This window comes from Caballeronia sp. ATUFL_F1_KS39 (assembly GCF_023630985.1).
Taxonomy (GTDB): domain Bacteria; phylum Pseudomonadota; class Gammaproteobacteria; order Burkholderiales; family Burkholderiaceae; genus Caballeronia; species Caballeronia zhejiangensis.
This window is the reverse complement of the sequence record NZ_JALQDZ010000001.1, coordinates 190246-203075: the sequence shown is the minus strand read 5'-3', so window position 1 is coordinate 203075 and position 12830 is coordinate 190246. Positions and strand designations below refer to the sequence as shown.

The 12830-nt window shown below is 63.5% G+C and carries 12 protein-coding genes; 10 read left to right on the top strand and 2 right to left on the bottom strand.

Going from position 1 to position 12830, the window contains the following annotated elements:
• Window positions 1–105: 105 nt before the first annotated feature.
• The 3 genes from NCR93_RS00990 to NCR93_RS00980 all read left to right on the top strand — a co-directional run bounded on the left by NCR93_RS00990 (window position 106) and on the right by NCR93_RS00980 (window position 1993).
• On the top strand, window positions 106–711 hold the full coding sequence (locus tag NCR93_RS00990) for a DNA-3-methyladenine glycosylase I (RefSeq protein ID WP_250507146.1): 606 nt from the start codon (window positions 106–108) through the stop codon (window positions 709–711).
• A 462-nt stretch (window positions 712–1173) separates the two neighbouring features.
• On the top strand, window positions 1174–1599 hold the full coding sequence (locus NCR93_RS00985; protein WP_175979735.1) for a hypothetical protein: 426 nt from the start codon (window positions 1174–1176) through the stop codon (window positions 1597–1599).
• Window positions 1600–1615: 16 nt separating this feature from the next.
• On the top strand, window positions 1616–1993 hold the full coding sequence (locus NCR93_RS00980; RefSeq protein WP_239294315.1) for a hypothetical protein: 378 nt from the start codon (window positions 1616–1618) through the stop codon (window positions 1991–1993).
• 114 nt (window positions 1994–2107) lie between these two features.
• Here NCR93_RS00980 and rpsU read toward each other — a convergent pair whose 3' ends face one another.
• Together rpsU and NCR93_RS00970 are read right to left on the bottom strand one after the other, a co-directional pair.
• Window positions 2108–2320 (bottom strand): 30S ribosomal protein S21, encoded by a 213-nt coding sequence (gene rpsU, locus NCR93_RS00975; RefSeq protein ID WP_008351904.1) that lies wholly within the window; start codon window positions 2318–2320, stop codon window positions 2108–2110.
• 349 nt (window positions 2321–2669) lie between these two features.
• The gene (locus NCR93_RS00970; RefSeq protein WP_250433518.1) at window positions 2670–3620 is read right to left on the bottom strand and encodes an aldo/keto reductase; all 951 of its coding nucleotides are present in this window, start codon (window positions 3618–3620) and stop codon (window positions 2670–2672) included.
• 243 nt (window positions 3621–3863) lie between these two features.
• Between NCR93_RS00970 and NCR93_RS00965 the strand changes: the two genes are divergently transcribed.
• From NCR93_RS00965 to NCR93_RS00935, 7 genes are all read left to right on the top strand, one after another.
• On the top strand, window positions 3864–5024 hold the full coding sequence (locus NCR93_RS00965; RefSeq protein ID WP_250433509.1) for a flagellin: 1161 nt from the start codon (window positions 3864–3866) through the stop codon (window positions 5022–5024).
• A gap of 202 nt (window positions 5025–5226) precedes the next feature.
• Window positions 5227–6789, top strand: a complete 1563-nt coding sequence (gene fliD, locus NCR93_RS00960) for a flagellar filament capping protein FliD (protein WP_250507145.1) — start codon at window positions 5227–5229, stop codon at window positions 6787–6789.
• An 18-nt stretch (window positions 6790–6807) separates the two neighbouring features.
• Window positions 6808–7107: a flagellar protein FliT gene (locus NCR93_RS00955; RefSeq protein WP_250433483.1), complete on the top strand. Its 300-nt coding sequence runs from the start codon at window positions 6808–6810 to the stop codon at window positions 7105–7107.
• 169 nt (window positions 7108–7276) lie between these two features.
• On the top strand, window positions 7277–9631 hold the full coding sequence (locus tag NCR93_RS00950; RefSeq protein WP_250438864.1) for a tetratricopeptide repeat protein: 2355 nt from the start codon (window positions 7277–7279) through the stop codon (window positions 9629–9631).
• A 2-nt stretch (window positions 9632–9633) separates the two neighbouring features.
• Window positions 9634–10782 (top strand): dTDP-4-amino-4,6-dideoxy-D-glucose aminotransferase VioA, encoded by a 1149-nt coding sequence (gene vioA, locus NCR93_RS00945; RefSeq protein WP_250433479.1) that lies wholly within the window; start codon window positions 9634–9636, stop codon window positions 10780–10782.
• Window positions 10783–10815: 33 nt separating this feature from the next.
• Window positions 10816–11937, top strand: a complete 1122-nt coding sequence (locus tag NCR93_RS00940) for an ATP-grasp domain-containing protein (RefSeq protein WP_250507143.1) — start codon at window positions 10816–10818, stop codon at window positions 11935–11937.
• Window positions 11934–12785 (top strand): class I SAM-dependent methyltransferase, encoded by an 852-nt coding sequence (locus NCR93_RS00935; protein WP_250456640.1) that lies wholly within the window; start codon window positions 11934–11936, stop codon window positions 12783–12785. The genes NCR93_RS00940 and NCR93_RS00935 overlap by 4 nt, the downstream gene beginning before the upstream one ends.
• Window positions 12786–12830: the final 45 nt, after the last annotated feature.

The window sequence follows — 12830 nt, the reverse complement described above, 5'->3', positions numbered from 1 at the left end:
CTTACCGGCGGCCGCGACGCGCGCCAATTGGCCGAATGGCATAGATGGCGCGATACGGGCGATCCGTTATGCTGACGCGATTCAAAATAATGATGAGGACTCGCAATGGCAGACGCCGAACACACCCGCTGCGCCTGGGCCACGACCGACGCGATGATCGAATATCACGACGGCGAATGGGGCGTGCCGTCGCACGACGACCGGCATCTGTTCGAAATGCTGGTGCTGGAAGGCGCGCAGGCGGGCCTTTCCTGGTCGACGATCCTCAACAAGCGCGAGGGCTATCGCGCGCTCTTCGCGGGCTTCGACATCGACAAGGTGGCGCGCTTCACCGAGAAGGACGTCGAGCGGATCGTGCAGGACGCGCGCATCGTGCGTAACCGGGCGAAGATCGAATCGGCGGTGCTCAATGCACGCGCCGTGAAGCAGATCCAGCAGGAACACGGCTCGTTCGCGGATTTCGTCTGGGCGTTCGTCGACGGCAAAACGATCGACACGCCGCGCGATGCGAAAAATCCCACGCCCGCGTCCACGCCGGAATCGGACGCGCTCAGCAAGGCGCTCAAGAAATACGGCTGCAAGTTCGTCGGCACGACCATTTGCTACGCGTTCATGCAGGCCACCGGCATGGTCAACGATCACGCCGTGGGTTGCATGTCGCGAGAAAAACCTAAGACAAAACGGAAGACCGTTGCAAAAACCCCGCTTTGATCGATTCCTATGCGGAAAAATTTTGCCTTTTGACAACATCGTATAGCGTAATTTACGCCATCTAGGGTAAATCCTTATAGATGACGGTTTTTTTGCAGTGAAGCACGCGCAATTGCCCGAACTCAAAGGCTTTTGGCCGGGTTTTCCGCACTGCACGAACGTACGAGCCGTGTAAAAATGGCTTCCTCGCGTGCGCTGGCGCACCTTTTTACCGTTCCGAACCGTTATAACTGACGGTGTACGGATCGTCACTGAGTGTAGAAATCCGACGCGAGCACACAGGGCGCAGTCAGACCACACGCCCAGGCCGGGAAAACCGCCGTGCTCGGAGCAGAGGCCGGGCGGCGAGCGTCGATTCTGTTGCGCCACATTTGCAACGACGCTGCCGCTTTCGGTAAGCAGGTGCAGGTTCTCGAATACTTAAACGTATGGCCGCTGCGCAGGGGCGCAGGGGAGAAGATCATGAAAAGCTTGAACTTCCTGACGCATCAGGAGATTTTCAACAGCGCAGTCCAGCATCTTTTCGGACAAGGGCAAGCGGCTTTGCTGCCGCGGGGCGGCGGCGCCTATCGCGGATACTGCGGCGGCTGCCCTGTCGGGAGCTTCATCAAGCCGCGCGACTATGTCACCGCGATGGAAGGCGTGCCCATTCGCTTCATCGCGAAGCCGCCCGAGCAGGTGCCGGCGTACATGGATGTCGGCGTCGTGGCGCTGAAGCGCGCGCTGCTCCGTTCGCGCATCAACGTGTTCGATCCCAACACCGTCGAGCTGCTGTCGTGCCTGCAGAACGTGCATGACGTCTTCGGCAAATGGGAATGGCGCGAGCGTTTGACGTCGATCGCGCGTCAGTTCGGGTTGTCAGCCGAACTTCTTAAAACGGCCGCGTGATATTGCAGGTGCTGTGATGTTGAGCCCTATTACGATGTTGAGCCCGAAGGACATTTACGAGCGCGTCAGCGAGCACTTGCTGACGCAGCGCGCGGTCTCGGAAGACGACAACGGTTCGTGCAGGCTTCGCAGTCCGGAAGGCCGCAAGTGCGCGATCGGGTCGCTCGTGCGCGACGATGTGTACGAGCCGGAGCTGGAAGGCGTCGGCATTTCCTACTATCGGCATGCGCGGGACGGCGGTCTGCTGCGGGCGCTCTACGCATCGAACGTGAATGCCTACGATCCGAACATCATCGATCTGCTGATCGAGCTGGAGGAAGTTCACGACTACGCCGAAATCGAAGAGTGGCCGGCGTTGCTCGCGGCGCTTGGCAGGCGTCACGCGTTCGTCTGAACGCCCTCGCTAAAAAAGGCAATAGAAACGAAAACGGCGGTGCGCCCTTACGGGTCGCACCGCCGTTTTGCCGTTCGGCGCGAGGATCCGAAAACCCTCGCCCGAACAAGACGCTTAGTGCATCTTCTTCGGCAGCATCTGGCTGCGCAGGCGCTTGCGCAGGCGCGCGACAGCGGCGGCCTTCTTGCGCTTGCGCTCGGTGGTCGGCTTTTCGTACGACTGGCGCTCGCGCAGTTCGGCGATCAGGCCATTGCGCTCGATGGTGCGGCGGAAACGCCGAATCGCGACATCGAACGGCTCGTTTTCTTTGAGGACGATAGTGGTCATGTAAATCCTGGTTTGCTAAACGTATTTTCAAGCGCGCGACGACAGCGAGTTGCCGCGCCCCGGCACTCCGATCGTCCGCCGGACGTGAGAACGGCGCGACGGACACGAGCAAAGCGGCCACGGAGGCCGGAAAAGAGAGCGTTGAGATTCAGCCGCGGAAGCGGCAGGCGCTTTCGAAAGAACCACACGAAGGCGCGTTTCAGAGCCGTTCGCCGCTGTTGGTTGACGTTGTCATTTTCAGCGGCGAAGGCAGGAAATCGGGCACATTTCTCGATTCGGGCGCGATGTTACCAGAACACCGCGCCATTGCCAACTCCCGCGCGCCGGCCAACTCATTGATGCAACAGAACTATTTCTGCCACGCGCTGGCTTCGTCGAGCAGATGGATATCGTCGGCTGCGAGTTGCAGGCGCGTCGCGGCGGCCAAGCTCTCCAGTTGCGCGACCGACGTGGCGCTGGCGATCGGCGCCGTCACGCTCGGGCGCGCGATCATCCACGCGAGCGCGACCGTCGCGGGCGTCGTGTCGTTGCGTTTCGCGACTTCGTCGAGCGCGTCGAGAATCTCGAGGCCGCGCGGCGTCAGATACTTTTCGACGCGCGAGCCGCGCGCCTTGTGCTGCGTGTCCGCCTTCGACCGATATTTGCCCGACAGAAAGCCGCTCGCGAGCGCGTAATACGGCACGACGGCGATCTTGTGCTGTTCTGCCACCGGTTCGAGACCGGTCTCGTAGCCCTCGCGGTCGTAGAGGTTGTATTCGGGTTGCAGAATCTGATACGCCGGCAAGCCCGAATCCTTCGCGACTTTCAACGCCTCTTCTAGCCGCTCGCCCGTGTAGTTCGACGCGCCGATCACCCGCACCTTCCCCGCCTTGATGAGCGTCTGATACGCGTCGAGGGTTTCGTCGAGCGGCGTGGTTTCGTCGTCGTAATGGGAGAAATAGACGTCGATGTAATCGGTCTTGAGACGCCGCAGCGAATCGTCGACGGCCGCCGCGATGTTCGCCGCCGAGAGCCCGGCGCGCGTGGACAGCTTGCCGACTTTCGTCGCGAGCACGACCTGGTGGCGCTTGCCGCTTTCCCTGAACCACTTGCCGATGATCGTCTCCGATTCGCCGCCCTGATGCCCGTCGACCCAGGCGGAATAGACGTCGGCTGTATCGATGAAATTCAGCCCGTGATCGACGAACGCGTCGAGGATCGAAAACGACGTGCGCTCGTTGGCAGTCCAGCCGAACACGTTGCCGCCGAAGACGAGCGGCGCAACTTTCAGTTCCGATGTGCCGATATTGCGTGTCTGCATGTGCGCTCCGAATGCGTCGTGAGGGACCAAAAAGCATACGCGCGAAATCGGCGCCTTGCCGGGCAAGGCTTCGCGGCCTCGCAACAGAATTCGTTACACAAATCGTTTGCGCGGGCCTTAAGTTTTTTTCGAGGGGCCCGATAACCACAAGTAGGCGGCCGGCTATCACCGAGCGCAGGACCGCCAGGCAACTTACTCGGTGCTTTAGCCAAAGCCAGATACAGTCTCCCAGGAGAGAACAAAATGATCGGTATCAACAGCAACATCAACTCGCTGGTTGCACAGCAGAACCTCAACGGCACGCAAAGCGCGCTGTCTTCGGCGATCACCCGCCTCTCGTCGGGCAAGCGCATCAACAGCGCTGCTGACGACGCAGCAGGTCTCGCGATCTCGAACCGGATGCAAACGCAGATCAACGGCCTGAACCAGGGCGTTTCGAATGCGAACGACGGTGTGTCGATTGCCCAGACGGCTTCGAGCGCGCTTTCGTCGATGACCTCCAGCCTGCAGCGTATCCGTACGCTGGCCGTGCAAGCCGCGAGCGGCTCGCTCTCGTCGAGCGACCAGGCTTCGCTGCAGAAGGAAGTTTCGCAGCAGATCGCCGAAGTGAACCGTATCGCTTCGCAAACGACGTACAACGGCCGCAACATTCTTGACGGTTCGGCTGGCAGCCTGAGCTTCCAGGTCGGCGCGAACGTCGGTCAGACGATCAATCTGGACCTGAGCCAAGACATGGGCGCGAACTCGCTCGGCGGCGGCATGGTGCAGAAGGGCAACACGCTCGGCACGTTCTCGAACCTGTCGCTGTCGTCGAGCGGCGCCTACGCCTCTTCCGGCGCGACGATCACCTCGATCAACGTGCTGTCGGACGGCAAGGGCGGCTTCTCGTTCACCGACCAGAACAACGTCGCGCTGAGCTCGACGGCTGTCACGGCCATCTTCGGCTCGGGCACCGCAGGCACGGGCACGGCTGCAGCACCGCACGAAAACACGCTGACGTTCAGCACGAGCATTGCCGGTTCGATGGGCGCATCCGTGAGCTCCGCGATCACCACCCTCAACGCGTCGATCAACAAGATCAACAAGCCGGACACGGTCGCGAACCTCGACATCAGCACCACGACGGGCGCCAACGTCGCGCTGGTCTCGATCGACAACGCACTGCAGACGCTGAACAACGTGCAGGCAACGCTGGGTGCAGCCCAGAACCGTCTGAGCGCAATCGCTTCGTCGCAGCAAGCCGAATCGACCGACCTGTCGTCGGCTCAGTCGCAGATCACCGACGCGAACTTCGCGCAGGAAACGGCGAACCTCAGCAAGGCTCAAGTGCTGCAACAGGCTGGTATCTCGGTGCTCGCGCAAGCGAACTCCCTGCCGCAGCAAGTTCTGAAGCTCCTCGGCTAAGCGGTACGCCAAGGTAGCACCCGACGCCGGATCTTCATCCCGAAGATCCGGCGTCGGGCCGTCCCGGCGACGAAACCACGTTTCGATCTCTTGCGTGTGCGCCCGCGCCCACGAGCGCACACGCAAGAGTTTGTTTCCCGCAACGAGCAGTTGACTGCGATCACGCGCAATCAGGCGACAGCGCGATACACGGAGTTACCCGATGTCCACGATCAGTACGGCCACCACGGCGGCGACCGCCGCGCAGACCCAGGCGTCCGCGAACGCGGCGCTTGCCGAAGCAGCGCAATCCATCATCAGCGGCGCGACGGGCAACTCGTCGATGGACGTCAACGCGCTCGTCACCGCGATGGTCAACGCGAAAACGGCCGGCCAGAGCGCATCGCTCGCCGCCGCGCAATCGAACGACAACACGAAGCTCTCGGCGATCGGCACGCTGTCGTCGGCGCTCTCGACGCTGCAAACTACGATGACGAGCCTGACCGACGGCACGCTGATGTCGACCTTCACGACCAACGTGACGGGCACCGGCATCACCGCATCGGGCGCCGCCGGCGCCGTGGCGGGCAGCTACGACGTGACGGTCTCGCAGATAGCGAAGGCGCAATCGCTGACGTCGACCGGCTTCGCAACGGACGAAAAGCTCGGCACCGGCACGATGCAGATCAGCGTCGGCTCCAAGTCGATGTCGATCAACATCACGAGCAGCAACAACACGCTTTCGGGCATCGCCGCCGCGATCAACAACGCGTCCGGCAATCCGGGCGTGAGCGCGACGATCGTGACCGGCACGGACGGCCAGCATCTGGTGCTCAACTCCACGACGACGGGCGCGTCGAACGTCATCTCGACCACGATCACCGGCGCGGCCAGCGGCAGCGACCTGAACAAGCTCGGGGTCTCGTCGACGGCCGGCGCAAACGGCGCGGCGTCCACGATTTCCGACGATTCCGTCACCAACGGCTGGTCGCAAAGCGCGACCGCGCAGGACGCGATGTACAAGGTCGGCGGCGTCGCGGGCACGAGTTCGAGCAACACGGTCACGAGCGCGATCAAGGGCGTGACGCTGAACCTGACGGCGGCGGCGGTGACGACCCCGGCGAGCACGCAGACGGTCACGATCTCGCAGGACACGTCGTCGATTTCGAGCGCGATTTCGAACTTCGTCAGCCTCTACAACACGGTCGTCTCGACGATCAACTCTTATACGTCGTTCAACAGCAGCGCGTCCGCGGGCTCGCAGGGCGGCGTGCTGCTCGGCAACTCGGCGGTCAACACGATCAAGAATCAGCTTTCCGCGATCATCGGCAGCGCGGTCGGCAAGGGCAGCGGCTCGATCTCGCTGGCGTCGCTCGGCATCAGCCAGGTTTCGTCACTCGATGCGACCGCGGAGCAGCCGGCCGGCACGCTGACCATCGACAGCGACAAGCTCAACGACGCGCTGACGAACAACGCAACCGGCGTGTCGCAGCTTTTCAACGCGATCAACGGCGTCGGGGCGCAGCTGACCGACAAGATTTCGAGCTATCTCAGCACGGGCGGCCTGCTCACGTCCGAGACGGATTCGATCAACAAGGATCTCGCCAACATCTCGACGCAGCAGACGACGCTGACCAACTACGCCGCGCAGCTCACGTCGGACTACAACGCGCAGTTCACGGCGCTCAATACGCTGATGGCGAGCATGAACCAGAACACGCAATATCTGACGGCGCTCTTCGGCGGCACGAACAGCGCGGGCGCGATGGCGACCAACAAGTCCTAAAAGCGGAGAACCGGCACGATGAACCAGGACGCTCTCGTCGAACAACTGTTCGCACTGACGAAAGACATGGAAACGGCGGCCACGCTCGCGGACTGGCCGCGCGCAGCGGAGCTCGATGCCGCGCGCACGCCGCTTTTGCAGGCGCTGACGCGCGAGCAGAGCCCGCAGGCGCTCGCGAAAATCCGCGAAATCCAGGGTATCGACGCTGCCGTGCTCGCGGACGCGAGCGCGACCCGCACCGGTCTCGCCGCCGAATATCACGCGGCGATGAAGCGCGTGAACGCCGTCAACCGCTACCAGCAAGGCGCGCGGTTCTAGAAACACCGCGCTTTCGCTTCAGTTTTCCCCCGATGCCCGCTTCACGCGGGCATTTTTTCGCCCGCTGGCGATCCCCCAAATTACGGCGGCTTTCCCGCTCATCTCCGCGCTTCGGTTTGGCGGCCTCGCTTGGATAATCAGTTCAATCGCAAGGAGCACGCCGAAGATCATGAGCATTTCCCTACAGGTTCCGGACGCCACGACGCTGACGCCGGAGCAACAGTTCGAGCAGGACATCGCGACCGTCATGCAGTCGGCGCTGGAGAATCATCACGCCGGCAATCATGCCGACGCCGAAGCGCTCTATCGCGCGATTCTCGATCACAAGCCGGATCACGCGGACGTGCTGTACAACCTCGCGGTTCTCTTTATCCAGACGCAACGTCCGGACGACGCGGTGCCGCTGTTCGAATCCGTGCTCGGCCTGCGTCCGGACAACGGCCAGTACTGGGTCTCGTACATCGACGCGCTCGCGCGCACCAATCAGACGCAGGCTGCCTGGTTCGCGGTTGAAATGGCGCAGCAGCGCGGCGCGCGCGGTCCGGCGATGGACGGCCTGATCGAGCGCCTGTCGCACCCGAATGGCTACGCGGCGGCCGTGCTCGCCGAGGCCTCGCAGCTCGCGCGCCTCGCGCCGAAGACCGTCGATGGCAGCGCGGACGACGCGTCGCAATCGACCGCCGGCAAGCGCGGCAATCCGACGCCGCAGGACCTGAACCAGTTCGCGTCGCTCTACAACAAGGGCCGCCACGACGAAGCGATCAAGCTGGCGCGCGTGCTCGTCGAACGTTATCCGCATCACGTCGGCGCGCAGCGTTCGCTCGGCCTGGCGCTGTACTCGCACGGCCGCTTCGTCGAAGCCATCGAGCCGCTCGGCCGCACGGTCGAGCTGGAGCCCGCGGACCAGCATTCGCGCATGCTGTTCGCGAGCGCGCTGCAGGTTCATGGCGACAACGTCGGCGCCGAGCGGCAGTGCCGTCTGGTGATCGCGCGCGACCCGAATCACGCGGAAGCGCATCGCGTGCTCGGCGTGTCGCTGTCGGCGATGCGCCGTCACGCCGAAGCCATCGAAGCCTGCGAACGCGCGATCGAGCTCGCGCCGAAAAACGGCGACATGCACGGCGCGCTCGGCGTCGTGCTGATGGACGACGGTCAGATCGCGCGCGCCGAAGGCACCTTCCGCAAGGCGCTCGAGTGCAACCCGATCGACTTCATTTCGCACAGCAACCTGCTGTTCTGCCTCACGCACCGTACCGATCTGACGCCCGTCGCGCTCTTCGACGAACATCGCGAATTCGACCGCCGTCACGGCGATCCGGCGCGCCGCCTGTGGCGCGCGCACGAGAACGCGAAGGATCCGCACAAGACGCTGCGCGTCGGTCTCGTGTCCGGCGACTTGTTCCGCCACGCCGTCGCATCGTTTCTGGAACCCGTGCTCGCATTGCTCGCGAAGGATCCGGGCATCGAGATTCACGTCTACAGCACCCATGCGCGCGAGGATTCGACGACGCAGCGCCTGCGCGGCCACGCGCCACGCTGGAACGTCGTCTCGGGCTTGTCGGACGATGCGTTCGTCGAGAAAGTGCGCGCCGACGGCATCGATATCCTGATCGACCTGTCGGGCCATACCGGCCGCAACCGCCTGCGCGCCTTCGCACGCAAGCCCGCGCCGGTCCAGGCGTCGTGGATCGGCTATCCGCAGACGACCGGCGTCAGCGCCATCGACTATTACTTCGCGAACCGCACGCCGCATTTCTCGCCGATCGACGACCAGTTCGTCGAAAAGATCGCGTACCTGCCGGCGGCGGCGCCGTTCCTGCCCGATGCGAATTCGCCGCCGGTCAATCTGCTGCCCGCGCTCCACAAGGGCTACGTCACGTTCGGCAGCTTCAACCGCGTGTCGAAGCTGCGCCGCGAAGTGATCGCGCTGTGGGCGCGCGTGCTGCACGCCGTGCCGGATTCGAAGATGCTGATGGGCGCGATGCCCGACGACAGCGCCGTCGCCGAACTGGGCAAGTGGTTCGCCGAAGAAGGCATCGCCGCGGACCGGCTTGCGCTGCTCAAGCGCTCGAACGTGTCGGTGTATCTGCAGCAGCATCATCAGGTCGATCTGTGTCTCGACACCTTCCCGTATGCGGGCGGCACGACGACGCTGCACGCGCTCTGGATGGGCGTGCCGACGCTGACGCTGCTCGGCGACACGATGCCCGGCCGCGCGGGCGGCACGTTGATGAGCCAGGTCGGACTCGAATCGTTCATCGCACGCGACGCGGATGAATTCGTCGCGAAGGGCGTCGCGTACGCAAGCGATCTGAATGCGCTCGCGGCCCTGCGCACCGGCATGCGCGAGCGCTGCTCGGAATCGGCGCGCTTCCGTCCGGACGTGATCGCCGCGAGCATGAGCCACGCGCTTCGTCACATGTGGCAGCGCTGGTGCGCCGGCCTGCCCGCCGAATCTTTCGATACCGAACTCCTCGCCGCCGCGCCCGCCGCAGCGAATTCAGCAGCCACCACGCAAGGTTGATCATGAGCGCCATTCCTCTCTTTCGCGAGCAGCCCGCCATCGACGAGCGTATCTTCGTCACGCAGCCGCATCTGCCGCCGCTCGACGAATTCGTTCCGTATCTCGAGAAGATCTGGGAAAACAAGACGCTGACCAACGGCGGCCCGTTTCATCAGCAGCTCGAACAGGCGCTGTGCGAATACCTCGGCGTGCAGCACCTCGCGCTGTTCTCGAACGGCACGATGGGTCTCGTCACCGCGCTGCAGGCGCTGCGCATCACGGGCGAAGTGATCACCACGCCGTATTCGTTCGTCGCGACCGCGCATTCGCTGCTGTGGAACGGCATCAAGCCGGTGTTCGTCGACGTGGACCCGGTCACGCTGAATCTGGATCCGCGTCAGATCGAAGCCGCCATCACGCCGCAGACCACCGCGATCATGCCGGTGCACTGCTACGGCCAGCCGTGCGACGTCGAAGCGATCCAGGCGATCGCCGACAACTACAACTTGAAGGTGATCTACGACGCCGCGCACGCGTTCGGCGTGCGCAACGAGGCGGGCAGCATCCTCACGCACGGCGACCTGTCGGTGCTGAGCTTCCACGCGACGAAAGTCTTCAACACGTTCGAGGGCGGCGCGATCGTCTGCCCGGACGCGAAGGTGAAGCAGCGCATCGACCATCTGAAGAACTTCGGCTTCGTCAACGAGACGACCGTGGTCGCGGCCGGCATCAACGGCAAGATGAGCGAAATCAATGCGGCATTCGGCCTGTTGCAGCTTCAGCACATCGATCGCGCGCTCGCGCGCCGTCAGGAGATCGACGCGCTGTATCGCACCCTGCTCGCCGACGTCGACGGCATCGTGCCACTGCCCGGTCTCGCGGGCGGCGCGACGAACCACTCGTATTTCCCGGTGCTCGTGCAAAGCGACTACAAGCTGACGCGCGACGAGCTGTATCAGCGTCTGCGCGATCACGAGATTTTCGGCCGCCGCTATTTTTATCCGCTGATTTCGGATTTCCCGATGTATCGCGGCCTGCCCTCCGCGCAGCCGAGCCGACTGCCGAACGCGCAGGAAGCATCGCGCAAGGTGCTGTGCCTGCCGATCTATCCGGCGCTCGCGGACCGCGACGTCGAGCGCGTCGTGGACGTGATCCGCGCGGCCAACGTCTAAGGCCCGGCAGCCCGGCGCACGCAGGATCGACCCATGCACGTGTTTCTTCTCTTCAGCGGCACCAACGATCGCGCCGTCGTCGCGCTGCTGCGCGCGATCGGCAAGCTCGGGCAACAGGCGGCGGTGATCGCGCGTTCGGCCGCCGATCAGGTTCTGTCGAGCGCGTATCGCGATCTCGTGGTCGCCGTGCGCGAAAACGACACGCTCTCGGTCCCGCTGCTCGCCGGTTATATCGCGCAGGCGAAGGCGAAGTTCGGCGCGCGCCGCGTGACGCTCGTGCCGATCTCCGAATTCTTCAACACCTTCCTGCTGAATCACAAGGAAGCGCTGGAATCCATCGACGGCGTGCATGTGCCGCTCGTCGATCCGTCGCTGTACGCGAAGCTCACGAACAAGGCGAGCGCCACCGAGTTCTTCGCGCGCGAAGGCATCGCGCCGCCGCCCGAATACGCGGGCATCGACGATGCCGTGGTGCCTTTCGTCGCCAAGCCGAAATGCAACGTCGACGGCAAGCGCGTGCTTTATCCGGTGCTCGTGAAAAGCGACGCGGACCTCGCCGCTTTCAAGGCGAGCGAAGATCCGTCGCACTATTTCTTTCAGCACTTCGTGACGGGACGCAGCTTTTATCTGCTCGCCTATTTCGCGCGCACGGGCGAAGTCTTCTGCTCGTCGCAGGAAAACCTCGCGCAGCAGCCCGGCGGCAAGTCGATCGTGCTCGCGCGCACCGCCGATTTTCATGCGAGCGATATCGGCGTGAAGCTGCGGCAGGCGCTTTCGCAATGCGGCTATTTCGGCTTCGCGATGATCGAATGCATCGTCGGGGACGACGGCGCGTACTTCATCGAAATGAATCCCCGTCCGTGGGGACCGCTCGACCTGTGCCTGAACCACGACTGCGGCATCGTCGAAGCTTTCGTGGGCGACTGGGCGACGGAAGATGCAACCGCTTATCAAGGCCGGCGCCTATCGCGCGCACGCCACGCCACGTATCTGTGGACGGGCGGCATCGTGAACACATGGCGCCGGCGCCGGACGACCGTGCATCGCTATGGCAGCGAAGCGCGTCTCGCGGGCGCTGCGTTGCGCGCCCTGGCCGGCGACGTCTATCTCGCAAGCGACAGCTGGCGAATCTTTTACAAGGAACTATGGAAATGACCTCTGGCGCCACCGCAGTCAAGGAGCGGCTCGCTCAACTCTACGGAGAAGTCTCCAAGCACTCGGGGTATCAGACGATCCCCGACTTCGTCGCGAGTACGCTCGGTTATCAGGAGACCATTCAGAGCCAATGGCGCGGCGACCGCAACCGCCTCGACTGGATTCTCGCGCATCGCGCGCCGCAAGCCGGCGAGCGCTGGGCCGACTTCGGCGCGAATACGGGCTTCTTCACGTACACGATCGCGCATGCGCATCCCGATGCGCGCGTGACGGCGATCGAAGCGAACGCCGAACACGCGAGGTTCCTGCGCGAACTCGGCGACGCCTTCTCGATCGGCAATGTCGACGTGCATCACGAAGCGCTGCCCTTCGATGGCCTCGACAAGCTGTCGAACATCGACGTGCTTTTGCATCTGAATGTGCTGCATCACGCGGGCGCGGATTTCGACCGCGAATATGTGACCGGCGCGCACGACTTTCCGGCGTATGCGGTCGCTTATCTGAAGAAGCTGCGTCAGGCGTCGCGCTCGCTCGTGTTCCAGCTCGGCTGCAATCTGTGGGGCGACAAGACGCATCCGCTGCAGCCGGGCGCGACCGATGCGGAGCGTCTCGCGTATGTGTCGAAGCTGCTGACGGACGCCGGCTGGCGCATTCGCGATCTCGCGTACGCGAAGAAGACGACCGACGCGCCGATCGCCTATGCCGATCTCGGCAAGGACGTCATCGAAGCGCTGAACGGCCAGCACGGACAAGCCGAACTGCGCCTCTTCGCCGACGCGCTCGCGCCGTATGCGCTGGAACAGCACATCGGCGAGTTTTATCGGCGCGCGATTTACATCGTCGATTAATTGACGGACGGCACTAAAGTTATCGGCGCACGTGCCGATAACCCC